At 54.8% G+C, this 19,185-nt stretch carries 17 protein-coding genes; 1 reads left to right on the top strand and 16 read right to left on the bottom strand.

Translation table 11 applies throughout. The annotated features are described in order from the left end of the window. Positions 1 to 252: 252 nt before the first annotated feature. From hemB to lonB, 15 genes are all read right to left on the bottom strand, one after another. Positions 253 to 1,248, bottom strand: a complete 996-nt coding sequence (gene hemB / locus HMPREF1207_RS06515; protein ID WP_009674217.1) for a porphobilinogen synthase — start codon at positions 1,246 to 1,248, stop codon at positions 253 to 255. Positions 1,249 to 1,344: 96 nt separating this feature from the next. Continuing rightward, entirely contained in the window at positions 1,345 to 2,907 is a 1,563-nt protein-coding gene (cobA, locus tag HMPREF1207_RS06520) for a uroporphyrinogen-III C-methyltransferase (protein WP_009674198.1), read from the bottom strand. 315 nt (positions 2,908 to 3,222) lie between these two features. Further along, positions 3,223 to 4,176 (bottom strand): hydroxymethylbilane synthase, encoded by a 954-nt coding sequence (hemC, locus tag HMPREF1207_RS06525; RefSeq protein WP_009674202.1) that lies wholly within the window; start codon positions 4,174 to 4,176, stop codon positions 3,223 to 3,225. 81 nt (positions 4,177 to 4,257) lie between these two features. Next, positions 4,258 to 5,013, bottom strand: a complete 756-nt coding sequence (locus HMPREF1207_RS06530) for a precorrin-2 dehydrogenase/sirohydrochlorin ferrochelatase family protein (protein WP_009674216.1) — start codon at positions 5,011 to 5,013, stop codon at positions 4,258 to 4,260. Then, entirely contained in the window at positions 5,010 to 5,852 is an 843-nt protein-coding gene (locus HMPREF1207_RS06535; protein WP_009674204.1) for a cytochrome c biogenesis protein, read from the bottom strand. Before HMPREF1207_RS06535 ends, HMPREF1207_RS06530 begins: the two co-directional genes overlap by 4 nt. 36 nt (positions 5,853 to 5,888) lie before the next feature. Continuing rightward, a complete protein-coding gene (hemA, locus tag HMPREF1207_RS06540) occupies positions 5,889 to 7,286 on the bottom strand; it encodes a glutamyl-tRNA reductase (RefSeq protein WP_009674215.1) in 1,398 nt (465 codons plus the stop codon). A 145-nt stretch (positions 7,287 to 7,431) separates the two neighbouring features. Continuing rightward, positions 7,432 to 7,965, bottom strand: coding sequence for a hypothetical protein (locus HMPREF1207_RS06545; RefSeq protein ID WP_009674208.1), 534 nt, complete (start codon positions 7,963 to 7,965; stop codon positions 7,432 to 7,434). 141 nt (positions 7,966 to 8,106) lie between these two features. Then, positions 8,107 to 8,508 carry an adenosylmethionine decarboxylase gene (speD, locus tag HMPREF1207_RS06550; RefSeq protein ID WP_016423520.1) on the bottom strand — a complete coding sequence of 134 codons (402 nt, stop codon included), beginning with the start codon at positions 8,506 to 8,508 and terminating at the stop codon, positions 8,107 to 8,109. Between the two features lie 409 nt (positions 8,509 to 8,917). After that, positions 8,918 to 9,505 carry a hypothetical protein gene (locus HMPREF1207_RS06555; RefSeq protein ID WP_009674206.1) on the bottom strand — a complete coding sequence of 196 codons (588 nt, stop codon included), beginning with the start codon at positions 9,503 to 9,505 and terminating at the stop codon, positions 8,918 to 8,920. Between the two features lie 304 nt (positions 9,506 to 9,809). Continuing rightward, positions 9,810 to 10,478: an SdpI family protein gene (locus tag HMPREF1207_RS06560; protein WP_009674236.1), complete on the bottom strand. Its 669-nt coding sequence runs from the start codon at positions 10,476 to 10,478 to the stop codon at positions 9,810 to 9,812. Continuing rightward, complete coding sequence (locus tag HMPREF1207_RS06565; RefSeq protein WP_170318666.1) at positions 10,459 to 10,752, bottom strand: autorepressor SdpR family transcription factor; 294 nt, start codon at positions 10,750 to 10,752, stop codon at positions 10,459 to 10,461. The genes HMPREF1207_RS06560 and HMPREF1207_RS06565 overlap by 20 nt, the downstream gene beginning before the upstream one ends. A gap of 76 nt (positions 10,753 to 10,828) precedes the next feature. Then, positions 10,829 to 11,521, bottom strand: a complete 693-nt coding sequence (locus HMPREF1207_RS06570; protein WP_231392019.1) for a hypothetical protein — start codon at positions 11,519 to 11,521, stop codon at positions 10,829 to 10,831. 251 nt (positions 11,522 to 11,772) lie between these two features. Further along, complete coding sequence (gene yihA, locus HMPREF1207_RS06575; RefSeq protein ID WP_009674209.1) at positions 11,773 to 12,414, bottom strand: ribosome biogenesis GTP-binding protein YihA/YsxC; 642 nt, start codon at positions 12,412 to 12,414, stop codon at positions 11,773 to 11,775. 69 nt (positions 12,415 to 12,483) lie between these two features. Next, positions 12,484 to 14,823 (bottom strand): endopeptidase La, encoded by a 2,340-nt coding sequence (gene lon / locus HMPREF1207_RS06580; RefSeq protein WP_009674232.1) that lies wholly within the window; start codon positions 14,821 to 14,823, stop codon positions 12,484 to 12,486. Positions 14,824 to 14,972: 149 nt separating this feature from the next. After that, complete coding sequence (gene lonB / locus HMPREF1207_RS06585; protein WP_170318667.1) at positions 14,973 to 16,697, bottom strand: ATP-dependent protease LonB; 1,725 nt, start codon at positions 16,695 to 16,697, stop codon at positions 14,973 to 14,975. Positions 16,698 to 16,862: 165 nt separating this feature from the next. Between lonB and HMPREF1207_RS06590 the strand changes: the two genes are divergently transcribed. Beyond that, the gene (locus HMPREF1207_RS06590; protein WP_009674205.1) at positions 16,863 to 17,786 is read left to right on the top strand and encodes an N-acetylmuramoyl-L-alanine amidase; all 924 of its coding nucleotides are present in this window, start codon (positions 16,863 to 16,865) and stop codon (positions 17,784 to 17,786) included. A 186-nt stretch (positions 17,787 to 17,972) separates the two neighbouring features. On the opposite strand, the gene ispG is transcribed toward HMPREF1207_RS06590, so the two are convergent. Continuing rightward, on the bottom strand, positions 17,973 to 19,121 hold the full coding sequence (ispG, locus tag HMPREF1207_RS06595; protein ID WP_009674222.1) for a flavodoxin-dependent (E)-4-hydroxy-3-methylbut-2-enyl-diphosphate synthase: 1,149 nt from the start codon (positions 19,119 to 19,121) through the stop codon (positions 17,973 to 17,975). Positions 19,122 to 19,185 lie beyond the last annotated feature (64 nt).

Below are 19,185 nucleotides of genomic sequence, written 5' to 3' on the forward strand. Positions count from 1 at the left end.
CCCTAATTATACCCCGGTCACAACCGGAACCGCGTCCCGACTTCCGACAAATGTTTGACAAAGCCGCCGGGAGCGGGCTTTCCTCCGTGCTCTTACCTTCTTTAAAGAGAATTGAAACCGTATTTCCCGGAGGTACGGTTTCATACGTAAACGGTTGCTTCATCCGTTTACCGCCCTTTTTACCCGGATAAAAAACGCTCCGCAGTTTCCCGGCCGGGCTCCTGCGGAGAAAGAAGGTACGGTATACCTCGGTTAAACGTTTTTCAGCCAGCGCGCCGCATCCTTGGCATGGTAGGTCAAAATAATATCGGCTCCCGCGCGCTTAAAGCCAAGCAGCGTTTCCAGCACGATTTCTTTTTCATTGATCCAGCCGTTCTGGGCCGCAGCCTTTACCATCGAATATTCCGCGCTTACGTTGTAAGCCACGAGCGGAAGATCGAAGTTCTGCTTAAGCAGCTGCAGAATGTCCATGTATGCAAGCGCAGGCTTCACCATGAGGAAATCCGCGCCTTCCAGGACGTCGCTCTCGGCTTCGCGGAGAGCTTCGCGGGAGTTCGCCGAATCCATCTGGTAGGTTTTGCGGTCCCCGAACTGAGGCGCCGAATCCACCGCTTCACGGAACGGGCCGTAGTAAGCGGAAGAATATTTGACCGAGTAAGCCATAATCGGCACATGTTCCAAACCTTCCGCATCCAGTCCCGCCCGGATGGCATGCACATAGCCGTCCATCATGTTCGACGGAGCGATAATGTCCGCGCCCGCCTTCGCCTGGGAAACGGCTGTTTTAACGAGCAGCTCCAGCGATTCGTCGTTGGCGATATCCGTGCAGCCCGTTTCCGGGTTATGATGCACAACGCCGCAGTGACCGGTATCCGTGAACTGGCATAGGCAGGTATCCGCAATAATGAGCAGATTCGGGTTGATCTTCTTGATCAGGCGCGATGCCTGCTGGACGATACCCTCCTCATGAAAAGCCGACGTTCCGACCGCGTCTTTCGTCTCGGGAACACCGAACAGAAGAATGCCCTGGATACCCAGCTCGGAAATCTCGCGGATTTCTTCTTCCAGACGGTCCAGGGAAAAATGGTAAACGCCCGGCATAGACGGAATTTCGGATTTGATATTATGACCGGCCTCCACGAAAACCGGCTGAATCAGATCGTTAACGGACAACGCATTTTCACGCACAAGGTTGCGGATTGCAGCCGAACCGCGCAGACGGCGGTGGCGCACTAATGGGAAACTCATGGTAACTTCCTCCTTTTAATCCATGCCGGCAGGGCAGCGGACCCCCGAAACTTCGAGCCCGGCCGCTCCCGCCGCATAACGAAAAGTTTAGTAGAGTCAAGAGCCCGCAGGCTCTCCTGTTTTAACGGCCCGGCCTGCGGCAATGCTTTCCACGAGGGACGCGATGGTCGCTTCCGGCGGCATATAGGCGGCCGCCAGCTCGTAATGAGCCAGCGTCGCTTCCGTCTTCGGACCTATGCAGGCGATCTCCGTGTTTTTCAGCAGGGATACGGGGTCTTGGACCCCGAGCTTCTGAAGCGCTCCGATCAGATTCGTGACCGTCGAGGAGCTCGTGAACGTCGTGATGTGAACCTGCCCTTCTTCCAGCAGCCGGACCACGTCTTCGCCGCCTTCGACTTCGGGTACGTTCTCGTAAACATCCACTTCGTTAACTTCGAGACCGAGCGAACGCAGACCCTGCGGAAGTGCGTTGCGGGCAATGTCCGCGGTGGGCAGCAGTGCGCGTTCTCCCGGGCGGACCGCTTTTCCCAGCTCCGCAAGCAGCTCGTCCGCATGGAACTCCCCGGGAAGCGTCTCGACGAGCAGCCCCCGGGTTTCCAGAGCTTCCGCGGTCTTGGGTCCGACTGCCGCGATCCGCACGCCGGCCAGACCGCGTATATCAAGGCGCAGCTCCCGCATGCGGCGGAAGAAGAACTCCACCCCGTTCGTGCTCGTAAACACGACCCAATTGTAATTCGCGAGCCCGCGGAGCGCTTCGTCCAGTAGACGCTGCGCATCCGGGCTGCTCGGCGGCTGGAGCTTGATCACCGGAAATTCGACCGGCTCCCCTCCAAGCTCCTCGATCATCGCAACGAGCTCGCTGGCTTGGCTCCTCGCCCGCGTAACGAGTACGCGTTTGCCGAAAAGAGGCTTCTTTTCGAACCAGGCCAGCTTCTCGCGCAGCTTCACCACTTCGCCGATGATAATGACGGCCGGTGATTTGAAACCGGCTTCCTTCGCCTTGGCGCTGATGTCGGACAACGTGCCGGTCAGCGTCTGCTGCTCCGTCCATGTGCCCCAGCGGATCAGCGCGACCGGCAGGTCGGCAGGCTTTCCGTACCGGATCAGCTGCTCGCTGATCTGCTCCAGATTCGCTACGCCCATCAGGAACACGAGCGTGCCGATTCCTTTGGCCAGATGCTCCCAATCGAGCTTCGTATACGTCTTGTTCGGATATTCATGCCCGGTTACGATGGCAACCGAAGAAGTGAAATCCCGGTGTGTGACGGGGATGCCTGCATAAGCGGGAACCGCTATGGCGGAAGTAATACCGGGAATGATTTCGAACGGAACTTCATGATCGGCCAGAAGCTCGGCTTCTTCCCCGACACGGCCGAATACGCTCGGATCGCCGCCTTTCAGACGGGTCACGACCTTGCCCTGGAGGGCCAGATCAACGAGCAGACGGTTAATGTCTTCCTGCTTCATCATATGTTTATCCGGAAGTTTCCCTACAAACACCAGCTCCGCATCCGGTTTGCGGTGTTTGAGCAGCCTGGGGCTCGCCAGCCTGTCGTAGACAATCACGTCGGCCCGCTCAATCGCCTGGAGTCCCCGAACCGTAATTAACTTCGGATCGCCGGGTCCTGCGCCGACTAAATAAACTTTCCCTCTCTCCACTCGCCCACTCCCTCTCAGCTGCTTCCATCCCCTTGCGGGAAAGGCCACCTTTTCTTTCTCCTGTGGTCCTTCTGCCGCTTCTCAATCGGAAGCTTTCTCCCGCTATTGCTGTTCGTACCTCTATCCCTAAGCCGCTATTCCGCAAAAGCCGCCGTATTTCCCAGGCAGCCTCTATTTGTACTAGCAAAACCGTGCCGACCAAGCTCGCAGCAGCCGTCATAACCGCGGCGGCCAGGCATTAATCACGCGCGTACGGAGCTATACGGCCCGGCAGATATACACCCGCCGACGCCTCTCGCTAAAGCCGCCGTACGACTATTCGATCCGGCCGCTCTCGTACGCTTCGGCCAGAATGCGGTCCGCGCCGCGGGCGATAAGCTTCTCCGCGGCTTCTCTGCCGAGCGCTTCCGGATCGCTGCCCCGCAGCGTCTCCTTCAGCAGCTCGGCGCCGTTCGGCGAGCCGACCATCGCCGTCAGCGACAGCTCCGTACCGCCGCCGGTACGCTCGACGGTCGCGTACGCGCCGAGGGGCACCTGGCAGCCTCCGTTGAGTCTGCCGAGGAAACTGCGCTCGGCTCTGACCGCGAGCGCCGTATCGTCATCTTGAATCTTGCTCAGCAGATTCAAGACGACTTCGTCGTCCGCCCGGCATTCGATGCACAGCGCGCCCTGCCCAACGGCAGGCACACACACTTCGGGCGGAACGTAGGCGCTGATGCGATCCTGCCAGCCGATCCGGTGCATACCGGCAGCGGCCAGTACGATCGCATCGAAGCCTTCCGATTCGAGCTTGCGCAGCCTCGAATCGATGTTGCCGCGGACCGGCTGGATGCGCAGGTCCGGGCGGCTGTGCTGCAGCTGGCTGGAGCGCCGCAGCGAGCTCGTGCCGACGAGCGCGCCCTGGGGCAGCTCGTCCAGCGACTTCTCCCCTTTCGTGATGAGTACATCACGCGGGTCCTGGCGCTTAGGCACCGCGCCGACCATGAGCCCTTCGGGAAGCTCGAACGGCATGTCCTTCATGCTGTGTACGGCAATGTCGATTTCTTTGTCCATCATCGCCTGCTCGATTTCTTTGACGAACAGTCCTTTGCCTCCGACCTTGGACAGCGTTACATCCAGAATCCGGTCCCCTTTGGTCACAATCTTGCGAAGTTCAAACTCGCATTCTATGCCGGATTGCCGGCTCAGTTCCTTTAATTCGTCGATAACCTGATTCGTTTGAGTGAGGGCCAGTGCACTCTGACGGGTGCCCACAACGATCGTACGCATATGTAATTCCTCCGTTTCTTCTATGAAGCCGTGAAGATGTTACCTTGATTCCAATGCCGGGCCCGTAAACGGGTGCCGGCTCTATTGTTGATCCGCTTCCATCCATATCGCGGCAAAAGCTTCTTCCGAATCCTGCGCCGCCTGGAACCTGCCCAGCAGAGAGGCTCTCCACGCTTCGTATGTACCGGCGGCGATACGGTCCAGGACGCGCCAGTTCGGAAGCCGCCGGAGCAGCTCATGCCGCAGAGGCATATCGCCGACCCGGCTGCGGGCGAGCTCTCTCAGCTCCGCCAGAAAGTCGAGGTAGATCTCGTACTCCGGTCCGTACCTCTCCTGCAGCTCACGGCCGATTTTAGCGGACAGCGCGGGACTTGCTCCTGACGTCGATACGGCCAGTGTAAGTTTGCCGCGCCTTACCGCGGCCGGCACGATCAGATTTCCACTGTCGGGCTTGTCCGCCACGCTGACCAGTTTACCGGCCTTGTCGGCATCGGCCAGAACCCGCTCGTTGACCTGCGGATTGTCCGTCGCCGCAAAAACAATAAGATATGGAGAGAGGTCCGGATATAAGGAGGCCTCCGTTCCCGGCCTGCCCTTATCCGAACCTTCTCTATCTTTTGTGTAAGAATAACCCGCTTCTCCGTAGCGCCCGCAGCGCCAGGTTATCCGTCCGGTTTCCGCCCACTTCTCGACGGCCGCGGCAGCCGCAGGACTGATCACCGTAACGAGCGCGCCTGCTTCCAGCAGGGAAGCGATTTTTCTTTCGGCTACGGCTCCGCCGCCTACAACGAGGCAGCGCTTGCCTTCGAGCCTGAGCATCGCCGGATATTCCTTCATCCTCCAACCCCCGTCTGCTGCCAGTTATGAAACCCGGAAAACACGTTGGAGAGGATAAAGTTCAGCAACACGATGACAAAAGCCGCCAAATTCCACTTCGCCAGCTTCGGACCCGACATGCTTAGCGAATGATGCTGGAACAGGTAGAACCCGTACGCGCAAAGCACCAGCAGCGAATTGATGACTTTCGAGTCGAACAGCACGTTGACGTTCTTTTCGATAAGCACCCACACCACTCCCAGAGCCAGCGCCAGCATGAGCAGCGGCGTTCCGATCACGACGCTCACATAGGTGTAACGTTCGATTTTTTCCAGAGAAGGGAGCCTTTTCATCGTATTCGTCCAGCTCTTCTGCTTTAGCTTACGATGCAGGAACAAATACATGCCCGAGAAAATGGCCGAGATCGTATAGGCCGCGTAACTGCCGACAGCGAGAGAGACGTGAATGAACAGCAGCTCGTCGTTGACGTTCCAGGAATCAATCATGGGAGAGACATTGGAATCGCTGAAGAAATTTAAGGCCAATACGGCAAGCCCGAATAAATTGACGAAAAAGACCACAAGTTCAATCCGGAAAAACCGGCTCATAATGAGCGATACCGTAACGAGCACCCAGGAAAATAAAAAGAGTGTCTCAAACATGGAGAACACCCATCGTCCCAGGTGTTCATATAAATTGTAGCCCAGATAGGCCGTCTGCAAAACCCATACAAAAGAAAGCAGCCCCGTACCCATCCGTTTCGCACTCCGATTCGCGCGCGCAACATCAGAGAAGTAAAACAGCAGGCTCAGGGCATATAAATAAATTATCGCATCGTACAGAAAGCTGCGAGTGAACACGGCATTTCTCCTTCCTCTATCTCGGAGAACCGGGAATCAGGAGCGTGCAAGCGCCGGCTGCATCGTAAAACCGCCGGTCAGCTCTTCTTTGGCATGCTTCTGGGCAGCCGTCTGAACCGCTTCCGCTTTGGCTTGTTCCAAAGCTTCGGCTTGTGCCTGCTCCGCCATAAGTTCCTCTAAAGCGAACATTTTAGTAAACATTTCAAGCGCCTCGTCGCCCTTCTTCTCCGCAGCCATTTCTTTAATAGCCAGAATCGGGTCTCTCAGCATCTGGTTGACAATGCTTTTGGTTAATTTCCGGATCACTTTCATCTCGCGCTCATCCAGGTCCGGCAGCTTTTTGAACAAGCTTTCCATCGTTTCCTGATGCACCATATTCGCTTTGGCCTGGAGCGCGTGAATAACCGGGCTCACTCCGAGCGTCTTCGTCCACTGGTCGAAAGCCGCAATCTCGGCGCCGATCATTTCCTCGATTTTGACAGCTTCTTTCTTCCGTTCCTTGAGATGGCTGTCCACGATAGCCTCCAGATCGTCGATGTCGTACAGGAAAACGTCCGGAAGATCGCTGATGTCCGGATCAAGATCGCGCGGAACCGCAATGTCCATCATAAACAACGGACGGGACTTCCGCTTGGGCAGCACGGATTGGAGCTGCTTCTTCGTCAGCACGTAATCGCTCGATCCCGTGGACGAAATGACGATATCCGCTTCGGCCAGCCGTTCGTAAAGCTGCTCCATCGGATACGCGTGGCCGTTGAACTTCCCGGCCAGCTCCAAAGCCCGCTCATATGTGCGGTTGACGACGTCAACCCGCTCGGCGCCGCTCGCGTACAGGTGCTTCACCGTCAGCTCGCTCATCTTGCCCGCGCCCACGATCAGAATTTTCTTACCCTCGTAGCTTCCGAAAATCCGCTTGCCCAGCTCAACGGCGGCATAGCTGACGGAAACCGGATTTTCTCCGATCGAAGTCTCCGAGTGAGCGCGCTTGGCCATCGTTACGGCCTGTTTGAACAGCGTATTAAATATTGTGCCCGTGGCTCCAAGGCGCTGGGCTTCCAAAAATGCGTCCTTCACTTGCCCCAAAATCTGCGTTTCGCCGATAATCATCGAGTCAAGACCGCTTGCGACACGGAACAAATGCTCAATGGCCCGGTCATGTTCATATATATACAGATGGTTGTTGAATTCCGTCCGCGGAATCTCAAACCACTCTTCCATAAACTTGCGAATGTAGTGCCCGCAAATGTGTACACGATCGACCACGGCGTAGATTTCAGTACGGTTGCAAGTGGCCACGACAACACATTCCAGTATGCTTTTTGTCTGCCTCAGCTCCACGAGCGCTTGTGACAACTCTTCCTGCGTAAAAGTAAACTTCTCGCGAATCGCGACGGGAGCTGTCCGGTAATTTAATCCGACGACGACAATATGCATGGGGCACACCTACCTTTCTTTGCAGCTAACAATAATTATTATAACATAGCCGACCGTCGTAACCGACAAATATTTTGACTAAATTTTGAATGCTGCCGGAAGCCGCTATGCCTAGTGTGGTCTATGTTTCTTGTAGATATACCGATTATTGGAGCAGCTTTTTTTCAAGCAGTTCTCTTAATGCTTCATCATTTTTCGACACGGCTTCGCTTTGCGAAGTAACGACGCTCCCCGAGGAAGTCATAAGCTTGCCGTAGGCTTCGTAGAGCTGCGCGTAGAGCTTGGCGGATTCCTGCAGGACGCCCTGCTCATCCGCTTTCAGAGCGCGCTCTCCGCCTATTTGCAGCCTCAGTATGTACTGCATCAGTTGAGGCAAACTGCCCAGCGTATGCAGCTTCTCGCTCCCTTCCGCAAGTACGAGTCTCTCGTGCGTATAACTGGCCGTGTACAGCGCCTGTTTAAGCGAATCGAGTTCCCGCGTATCGGCCGAACGTGCGGCATCCTGCAGAAAACGGTTCAGCAGCTCGATCTGGAACAAAGAAACCTGGAACAAAAGACGCTCCGCATCCGGCTTATCCGAGCCTTTCGTCACATAGCCATATAAGCCGGCAAGCGGCCAGGCAACCAGCCCGGCTGCCAGCGCAAACAGGATGAGCTTCGATTTGATTTGGCTTCGCACGGCACCTCTCTCCTTCCGGGTCCCGGTTAAGAAGACCCGTACCATTGTATGAGAGGCCTGACAAACAAATAACCACGGAATGCGGACTCCGTGGTTACCTTACTTATATAAAAGCTTATCTTGTATACTAAAACAACAAACTTACTTAGCCAATACGGCTTGCTTGATTTCCGGCGTTTCGACTTCAAACTCGCCCATTCCGCGAACCAGTTTCTTGGCATAGACCTTCTCCGGCTTAAGCAGCGAGATCATGTGGTCGATAGCCAATTGAGGATCTACCGTTTCACCGCAAGTGTAGCAATCCAGCGCGGCAAAACCTCTCTCAGGATACGTATGAATGGAAAGATGACTCTCAGACAGCAGTACTAGTACTGTGGCACCTTGTGGCTCAAATTGCTTGGACTGAACAGACATGACCGTTGCTCCACACGCTTCAGCTGCGTCTACCATTTGGGCTTGCAGCCACTCTGCATTGTTCAAAAGTTCAAAATCTACTCCCCAAGTATCTACAGCAACGTGTCTTCCGAAAGTTGAATATTCCATCTTCCGGTTCCCCCTTCCTAGGAATAAAATTGTTCTCGCATTTCATCCGCTAGGACCTACGTCATTCACTTCCCGAGGGAATAATCTCTCGCAACATTCAATGTCCTGAGTGAATCCTGGTTCCTATATTGTTTTCAACGAAATTAAAAATAACATCTATTGAACAGAAATGCAATAGTTTTTTTCACATTCGCAAGATTCATTTTCGGAATGCCCCGCTTGCGATTCTGTCCGTAATACACTATGTAACGGCGCGCCGCTTCGTGTCTGCCAAAGCGGATCGGACGAATCCATTTTTTTATCTTCACAAAAAAATAAAAAAAGAGCCTGTGGACAGGCTCTTCGCTTCTGTATATAGAGCTTAACTTGCACGTAAAATAATATGCCTACTGCCGGGTTTGAGCAAATCCTACGCTTCGAGTACGAACAAACGGCGGGTCAGCATTTTCAGTCGGTCGTCGATATCACGCTTGAGCGAAGGACAGGGAACTTCGTTGCGCATATCCAGCAGATGGTTGATCTGATCCTGGATCATGCCAATTTCCCTTTCGATCTCCGTCCGGCGGAAAAGGTTCTCCAGCTGGCCGAGCGTATCGTGATACTCATAGACGACGTTCGTATGCTGTCCTTTGATCTCGACGATTTTGACGACTTTCCCGTTCTCGTAGGTATACATCATCACAAACGTAGCGTATATCCGCTTAACGATGGCTGAACCTTTGAATTCGGCTATCGCCTTGCGCATAAGATTAGTCAAACGCAGACTTGTTACACGGCAGGATCCCGAGCTAATATACTGCTTACCGACGCGTTCAAACGAAAGAACAATCTCTTCTCCCGCCTCTTCCTGAAAGACAAACTCCTGGTTTCCGTTCTCGATGACTTTGACCTGAGCCGTGATTTGCTGATCGGCAAACATTTGGACAAATTTGGACATTTCGGCTTCCGTTAATTGCAGGCGGGTTTTGACATATTCAGTCGCTAACCTCTGTGCCATGGAAATCCCTCAATTCTATTTTTTCAACGCCTTTGATCTTGCCTACTTCATATTATACTACATCAAGACTTAATATTCCTGCGTACGATGCATGAAAATCCGGCGAAAAACGGAAAAAACGCTCTCCTGCCTGAAAAAATTGGCTATCAGCACCGTATAGTCTCCAATTGCCTTGAAAACTCATCGCTTTCCATGCTCACTTCTTAAAATAGTCTTCCATACGGCTTTTTACCCGTCCATGCTTCCGATTAAACAAAAAAAGCGCGGAATCCGCGCTTGCTGTTTATTAACCTTTGGTGAAAATTTAATTTTTTCGCTCCCGGTATTTGATGTACGAATACAAGGTCGGGACGAGCACGCTCAGCAGAATAACCACAATTCCGAACCAGGCGGGAACGACCGACGGGAACAGCGACACTCCGATAAATACGATTCCCGCCAGCATCCAGATGGGACCCGCCATGCGGTGGGTCCGGCGCCATACTTCCTCGTCGGCCAGCGTCCAGGGAGTCCGGATTCCGAACGTATAGTTGGGACGAGCGCGTCCCATATAGTTGCCGATCACCATCCAAAGAGCGCCGACGCCAAGCGGAACCCAGAAGTTGATGGGTATATCGTATCCAAGATTGGTCAGGATTGTAATGAAAAAGACACCGCTTAAGAATACGGTCATTAAAATTCGAAGAAGATCGTAAAAACCTTGGAATTTTTCGTAATTATTCCGTTTCGGATCGAGAGACGGGGCCCACTTCATCAGCAGAGGCAGAGCCAGATTTAGCGCAGACATCAGAATGAGGAAGGAGCCTTTGCTCTGATAGCCGTTGGCTTCCCCGCCCGTTCCGAAGTGGACCGCCATTATCTCGGGCAATTTGCCGTAGACCCCTATAGCGTAGAGAATGGGCGCCGCGGCGATGATCAGCAGCAAGGTGTCTTTCCACGTCCATCTCGGCGTTTTACGAATCGCGTTTGTCATGTTGATTTCCTCCTTCGTCTTTGTGCGTAAAATCCATCAGCCATCCCAGGGCATCCTGGATAACGGTCGTGTTCAGCGAATAGATGATGCTTTGGCCTCTGCGTTCGTCGAGCACCAGCTTAGCCTGCTTCATGACGCTCAGGTGATGGGAGATGCTCGGTTTGGACATTTGAAAATGGTCGGCGATTTCGCCCGCGGATAAATCCTTTTCTTTCAACAATTTCAGGATTTGTCTCCGCGTCGGGTCCGACAGGGCTTTAAAGGTATCGTTCACCACCCTCACCTCCTCATGAAAACTTGTTTGAATTCCGATTGAAAAAAGCAGATATCATGCCGCGGCAGCCTTCGGGTTACAGGTAGAGCTGCCAGCCGATCGCAAGTACCGTCGTTCCGACGAATGCGGCGATGGCTTCGGCCTGAGCCAGCGACTTTTTGGCGGCTGCCAGTACGGCCAGGTTGAGCAGGGAATGAAGCGGAATCAGAATCACGGCCGACCAGGGATAACGGGCTATACACAAGGCAGCGCCGATGTGGTAAGCGCTGGCGAAAACCCGCTCGATGAGCCCCCATGCCGGGTGGGCTCCGTACGTCCCCTGCGCCTCCAGCATGGCTTTGGCCTGCATCGCTTTCTCATCCGTGCGTTTGGAGAGAGAGGCTACCGCGAAAAGGGTTACGAGCGTATACACAATCTCGATAGCGGCCCAGCCAATGCCTATCGAAGCCGCGGAGCCGATCGTCAAGCCCGCTGCGAGCAGCGTAACCAGGCGGACGAGTTCTTCCAAAGGTCCGGATGACGATACGAGAAGCAGGCGCCCTTTTTCTGCGGGCATGCGGGCTGCAAGAAGACTTACCGGCCCTCTGAGAGCGAGAGCCGCGATCCAGCCCGCTGCGCCCAGCAGGACCGGTTTTACGGTTACGCCCACTCCCTGATAATCGAAAAACGCCCAGAAGACGAGCGGTATCAGGAGGTAAAGCGGAGACATCAGCTGGGACAAGCGGATGTGGTGCTCCTGAAGCCGCTTTAAATCAGTAGTCTGGTTCACGTTCGATGCACACCCTTTATCGATCTTAATTAGATATTTAGATAAACTTCTAAATAAAGAATACAAGGTTTTCCCCATTCCGTCAAGAGACCCCTCCGCCCTTCTTATTGCGACCGCACCGAGGCCCCCGGCGCGCGGTGCTTAGCGTTCCATGACGATGGTCAGCCTCCACCCGGTGGACAGCAAAAAAACCGTCCCGTAATGAGACGGTTTACACCCTGCAGCCGCGGGCTAACGAGAGACCGCGGTTATTATTCCTCCGAAGGAGCCGATTCCGGCAAAGCTTCGCTATCCGGCTGCGGCTGTCCCCAACCGATCGCGGACTCCAGAATCTCCCACAGCTCGTCCTTCCCCATTCCCGTTTCCGACGAGAAAATAATGAAGGGACCCGAACGGTCAAACTCCAGATCGTCCTTGATGATCTTGGCGTGCTTTTGCCATTTGCCTTTGGGCACCTTGTCCGCTTTGGTCGCAACGACAATTACCGGCACATCCATATGCTTCAGCCAGGTATACATGGCCTGGTCGTCCTTAGACGGCGGGTGACGCAGGTCGACCAGCTGCATAACCGCTTTAAGCGGTTCCCGCTTTAGCAAGTAATTTTCGATAAACTTGCCCCATTCGGCACGTTTCGTTTTGGAAACCTTGGCATAGCCGTAACCGGGAAGATCGACGAAATATAAGTCGTCATTAATGCGGTAATAATTGAGGGTTTGCGTTTTGCCCGGCTGGGAACTTGTCCTGGCCAGATTTTTACGGGAAATCATGCGGTTGATGAGCGAAGACTTACCCACATTGGAACGCCCTGCCAAAGCAATCTCCGGCAAGGCATCCTCAGGGTATTGTCCCGGTCCCACCGCACTGATAATAAATTCAGCCTGGTTGACCTTCATGTTTCACACTCTTTTCATCGATATGCGCCCGGTCTCTGCTTGGAAGACAGGAAGATATACCCGACCGGCTTAAGCCTTCAGATCCACTTCCTTGACGAGCGCGTGTTCCAGTACCTGGTCCATATGAGCGACCGGAATAAACGTAAGATCGTTACGGACGCTTTCGGGAATATCCCGGATGTCTTTCTCGTTGTCCTTCGGCAGGAGGATGGTGCGGATTCCCGCACGATGTGCGGCCAGCGCCTTCTCCTTCAGTCCGCCGATAGGAAGGACGCGGCCGCGCAGCGTAATCTCGCCGGTCATGGCCACCTGGCTGGACACGGGGATGTTCGTCAGCGCAGAGATCAGCGCTGTTCCCATCGTAATCCCTGCCGACGGTCCGTCTTTGGGGATCGCGCCTTCCGGAATATGAATATGAATGTCATTCTTTTCATGGAAATCCGGCGCGATCTTGAGCTGCTCCGCTCTCGAGCGGGTGTAGCTGAATGCCGCCTGGGCGGATTCCTTCATCACGTCGCCGAGCTTGCCCGTCAGCGTCAGTTTGCCGCTGCCCGGCATGACCGTGACTTCGATGACCAGCGTATCGCCGCCCACTTCCGTCCAGGCCAGACCCGTGACCGCACCGATCTGATCCTGCTCCTCCGCCATATTATAGCGGAATTTGGGCGGACCGAGGTCTTCTTTGACGGTGTCCACCGTAACCTCGACCGTGCGGCCGGGATCGGAGACGATCTTCTTGGCGGTCTTGCGGCAGATCGCGGCAAGCTGCTGTTCCAGATTGCGGACGCCCGCTTCACGGGTATATTCGCGGATCACCTGAAGAAGAGCATCGCGGTTCATCACCATCTGGCCGTCTTCAAGTCCGTGATCGCGCTTCTGCTTCGGCAGCAGGTAGCTGTCCGCGATTTCAAGCTTCTCGATTTCCGTGTAGCCCGGAAGGTACAGAACCTCCATCCGGTCGAGCAGAGGCCGCGGAATGTTGTGCAGCGCATTGGCCGTCGTAATGAACATCACGTTAGAGAGATCGAACGGCACTTCGATGAAGTGGTCGCTGAACGTGTTGTTCTGTTCCGGGTCCAGCACTTCAAGAAGCGCGGCAGCCGGGTCTCCGCGGAAATCCATCGCCATTTTGTCGATTTCATCGAGCAGGAACACCGGATTCACACTGCCCGCCGTCTTCATGGCCTGAATAATGCGGCCCGGCATCGCTCCGACATACGTGCGGCGGTGGCCGCGGATTTCGGCCTCGTCCCGTACCCCGCCGAGCGAGATGCGGACGAACTCACGGTTCATCGATTTCGCGATCGAGCGGGCGATGGACGTTTTACCTACTCCCGGAGGACCCGAGAGACAGAGGATAGGCCCTTTCAGCTTCTTGACCAGCTTCTGAACGGCCAAATATTCCAGCACGCGTTCTTTCGGTTTTTCCAGTCCGTAATGATCGGCATTCAAAATTTCTTCCGCTTTATGGATATCCAGATCGTCTTCCGTCTTCTTCGTCCACGGGAGAGCAAGCAGCCAATCGATATAATTGCGGATAACGCTTCCTTCCGCCGATGTGGAAGGCATCTTCTCGAGACGGTCGATTTCCTTCTCGATTTTTTCCTGAACGTTCTCAGGCACTTCCGAGGCGGCAAGCTGGCTGCGGAGTTCTTCGATCTCACCGGCCCGGCCCTCTTTATCGCCGAGTTCTTTCTGAATCGCCTTCATCTGTTCCCGCAGATAGTATTCCTTCTGTGTCTTCTCCATCTGCTTCTTCACGCGCTGGCTGATTTTGCGTTCCAGTTCAAGCACTTCGCGCTCGTTGTTCAAAATACTAAGCAGCTTCTCCAGACGGCTTCGCACGTCCACCGTTTCGAGAATGTCCTGCTTGTCTTTGATTTTAAGGGAAAGATGGCTGCAGATGACATCGGCAAGTCGCCCCGGCTCATCAATATCGGATACCGCAGCCAATGTTTCCGGCGTTACTTTTTTGGACAGCGTAATATAGTGCTCGAACTGATTGAGCACCGTACGCATCAGTGCGTCGATTTCGGCGTCGTTCACTTCTTCTTCGGGAAGCTCTTTCGCGTTGACTTCGTAAAACTCGTCGTTGGCGATATACTCGGCAATCTCCGCCCTCACGACTCCTTCTACCAGTACGCGAATCGTTCCGTTCGGAAGCTTGAGCATTTGACGCACTTTCGAAATGGTCCCCACCCGGTAAATATCTTCCTTGGCGGGTTCTTCTATATTCACTTCGGCCTGGGAACAGAGCAGGATCATGCTGTCTTCGATCATTGCTTTTTCCAAGGCTTTGACCGACTTTTCCCGGCCTACGTCCAGATGCAGTACCATGCTCGGATATACGAGCAGTCCCCTGAGAGGCAATAACGGCAGGCGGCGTATCCGCGTTTTATTAGGCCCCATGTTCCGACACCTCCACTTTTTTACTGGTGGGCTAATGCTGTAGATAACATTTTAACAAAATTGTCTGCAAAACACCAATTGGGCACAAAACGGCCCCCGGAAAGGAATTTCTCCCTGCCGAAAGCCGCTTCTGCCCGGAGACGGAAATGTTACGATTTGGCGGATTCCGATCCATCGGTCGGCCCCGCATGCAGGAACGGCATCGTGCCCGGCATCATCTGCTCTCCCGCCGCAGGCATCGGAATGACATTGCTGGCGATCTGGAGGCCGAGGGCAAGCGAAAGCACTTCTTCGACCGATTCCACCGCGATGACTTCGACACCGGGCAGATCCGCGAAAAGCTCCTGCCAGTTTTCCTTGGGAATGAACACGCGCGTCGCCCCCGCCTGGAAGGCGGCCTCCACCTTGGCGACAACGCCGCCGACCGGCTTCACTTTCCCGTGTATGCTCATCTCGCCGGTCATGGCGAGCTTGTTGTCCACGGGTATCTGGTGAAGGGCCGATGCGATTGCCGTTGCCATGGCGATTCCCGCGGACGGTCCGTCGATCGGCGTACCGCCGGGGAAATTAATGTGCAGATCATAGTCCGAAGTGCGCAGCCCCATGCGCTTCAGAACCGTCAGCACATTCTCCACGGACCCGCGGGCCATGCTTTTGCGGCGCAGCGTGCGGGAACCGCCGCCCATCTCTTCCTCGTCGACGACCCCGGTGATGTTGAACGAACCGCTTCCCGGACGGGCGGCGGGGATTGCGATAACTTCCAGCTCCAATAGCGTGCCCAAATTCGGACCGTATACCGCAAGCCCGTTTACAAAGCCGACCTGCGGCTCCGAAGGGATTTTCCGTTCCGGTCGGGGCTGGATCTGGGAGCTGTTGACGACCCACTCGATATCGGCCGCGGTCACTTCTTCGCGCTTATCCGTCAGAGCGAGTCCGGCCGCCAGCTGAATCACATTGACCGCTTCACGGCCGTTGGTCGCATAGCGTTTGACGACACCGATGGCGGATTCGTTCGCCGGGAACCCGATTTTGGCCAGCGCATTGGCCGCAATCTCGCCGATTTCCTCCGGCAGGAGCGGACGGAAGAAGATTTCCATACAACGGGAACGGATGGCCGGAGGAATTTCATTCGGCGTGCGCGTCGTCGCGCCGACGAGACGAAAGTCCGCAGGCAGCCCGTTCTGAAAAATATCATGGATAAAGTTCGGAATGTTGTTGTCTTCCGAATTGTAATAGGCGCTTTCCAGGAACACTTTGCGGTCTTCCAGCACCTTGAGCAATTTATTCATCTGAATCGGATGGAGTTCCCCGATTTCGTCAATGAACAGGATACCGCCGTGAGCTTTCGTAACGGCACCCGGCTTCGGCTGCGGAATTCCGGCAACGCCCATTGCACCGGCGCCCTGGTAAATCGGGTCGTGAACGGAGCCGATCAGCGGATCGGCAATGCCCCGCTCGTCGAAACGGGCCGTGGTCGCGTCGATTTCCGTGAATTTCGCTTCATTGCGAAAAGGCGATTGCGGATTTTTCTTCGCTTCTTCCAGGACGACCCTAGCCGCCGCCGTCTTCCCTACACCCGGAGGGCCGTATATAAGCACATGCTGGGGATTGGGACCGCACAGAGCGGCTTTTAACGCCTTAAGCCCTTCCTTCTGCCCGACGATATCCTGCATACTGGAAGGCCGCGTTTTTTCCGCCAGAGGCTTGGTCAGCGAAACGGATCGGAGCTTTCTCAGTTTCTCCAGCTCTTTCTTTGATTCTCTATCGATGGCAGACCGGTTGGTCTGCTGGTTGCGCAGCAAATTCCAGAAGTACATCCCGATGACAACTGCAAAAAACACCTGAATCAACATTAAAATCATACTAAAGCTCATATCCATTTTATCTTCAGTCCTTTCCGGTCCGATCTCATACATGGCAGTATTCCCCTCCTGTGAAGGAATAATCATGCCGTCCAAATGTTTTCTCGGCTAATCATGAATGAGAGGACGGCCGTCGTAGAAAACTACGGTTAACCTACTCCGGAAAGGATGGACCGGATGTTTACCAAACGCTTACTAACGGGCTCTTGTCTGGCCGCTTGCATAACCGGCCTTTCTTTGCTTGCCGTGGCCTGCGGAACGCCAAACCAGCTCGCCGAAACCACCCCTCATACCAGCGGTACCGCCTTGCAGGCATCCAAGCTTGCAGCCGATGCCAAAAAATCGCTTACTACGGGAAAAGCCCATGCGGAATCGCTGCCCGATATAATGGAACCGGCGACGACACCTGACTCCCCACTCAACGCGCAACCTCCCAAATCCGCTTCCAAGACCAACAGCCATATAAATCCGCCCGATGTGCTGATTGATGTCGGACACGGAGGCATTGACGGCGGGGCCGTTCACGGCGATCTGCTCGAGAAAGACATCAACCTGGCCGTAGCCAAACAGTCTTATCAACTGCTGACGGAAGCGGGCTATCGGGTCGTTTTGAACAGAGACAAGGACTACGCTCTAAGCGACGACAACAAATGGCTTAATAACCGCAGCCGGCATATCCGGGACCTTGCCCAACGGATGCAGATGGCCAACGACCTTAAACCGAAGCTGCTCATTTCGCTTCATGTGAATTCTTCGTTCAGCCGCTCCAAAAAAGGGCCCTATGTGCTGCATCAAAACAGCGCCGGTTCCCTTTTTCTTGCCACTCAGATCCAAGAACGGTTGAACGCCATTTCAGGAACCCGGCATCTCCCTATCCTTGGTAAAACGTATTACCTTCTGAAAAGAGCCCAGAGCCCGTCGGTCATCGTGGAAATCGGGTTTATCACAAATGCGGATGACCGGTCACGGATGACGAGCGCCGAAGGCCAGCAAAAAATCGCAGCGGCGATCCGGGATGCCGTTGCCGCTTATATCGCCCATGGGGATTTAGGCCCCGGGCCCGGAGGCAGCCAGAACAACGGTTCCGCACCGGCAAAATGACGGACAGCCCGCTTCGCCTTCAGGAGAAATCGATTTTTTGCGAAGGACAAAAGTCCCCCGGCAACTTGCAGGATTAAGCTCCCACAAAAAAAGTCACGATCCTTAGGGGATCGTGACTTTTGATTTTTTAAGCGGAGTACGCCGGTTGGCTGAACCCAGCCCTAGCCGGGGTGAATCCTTTATGCATCAGGAATGCTGAGCTTGAGCCTGTTTTTGAGCGAGCTCGATACGTTCTTGATGCTGGCGGCGTCCCGGAATTTCACCCGTACGGTTGAATTCGTGGACAATGATGTCGATTTCTTTCTTCAGCTCGTTCAGAAGTTCGGCTTCCGGTACCTTGCGGACCATCTCCCCGTAGCGGAAAAGCAAGCCCTCGCCTCTCGCTCCTGCGATTCCGATATCGGCTTCGCGAGCTTCGCCCGGTCCGTTCACGGCACAGCCGAGTACGGAAACTTTAATCGGCACCTTGAGGTTGGCAATGTAGGCCTCGACTTCGTTCGCGATGGAAAAGAGGTCGATGTCCAGACGTCCGCAGGTCGGACACGAAATAAGCGTCGCGGCATTGGTAATGAGGCCGAACGTTTTAAGCAGCTCGCGGGCGACTTTCACTTCCTCGACCGGATCCGCGCTGAGCGAGATCCGCATCGTGGAGCCGATGCCCATGCTGAGCAGCGCACCGAGCCCCGCAGCGCTCTTCACCGTGCCGGAGAACAGTGTTCCGGCTTCGGTAATGCCGAGGTGAAGCGGGTAATTAAATGCCTGAGCAGCCTGGGTATACGCGGCGATAGCCATCGGCACATCGGACGCCTTCAGGGACACGATAATGTCGTGGAAATCGAGTTCTTCCAAAATGCCGATGTGGAACAAGGCGCTTTCCACCATCGCTTCAGGCGTCGGATATCCGTACTTCTCCAAGAGGTGGTTTTCCAAAGAACCCGCGTTTACGCCGATCCGGATCGGAATTCCCCGCTCTTTACAAGCCTTCACAACGGCTTCGACTTTCGAACGGCGGCCGATGTTACCCGGGTTGATCCGGACTTTGTCGATGCCGTTCTCAATGGCCGCCAGTGCGAGGCGATGGTCGAAATGGATATCGGATACAAGCGGAATGTTAATCTGCTTCTTGATTTCCTTGACGGCGTCCGCCGCTTCCATATTGTTGACGGTCACACGAACGAGCTGGCAGCCGGCTTCTTCCAGCCGGTGGATTTCGGCTACCGTCGCTTTGACGTCCGCCGTTTTCGTCGTACACATACTTTGAATGATAACCTCGTCGCTGCCGCCGATCGTTAAATCTCCGACACGAACGGGTCTCGTATCTTTTCTGTGAAACATACGTGTCTTCTCTCCCATGAACCAAACATCCTCCGCGCCGCACCGGCATAAGCCGCGCCGGCCT

Origin of the sequence: Paenibacillus sp. HGH0039, from assembly GCF_000411255.1 — a bacterium.
Classification (GTDB): domain Bacteria; phylum Bacillota; class Bacilli; order Paenibacillales; family NBRC-103111; genus Paenibacillus_F.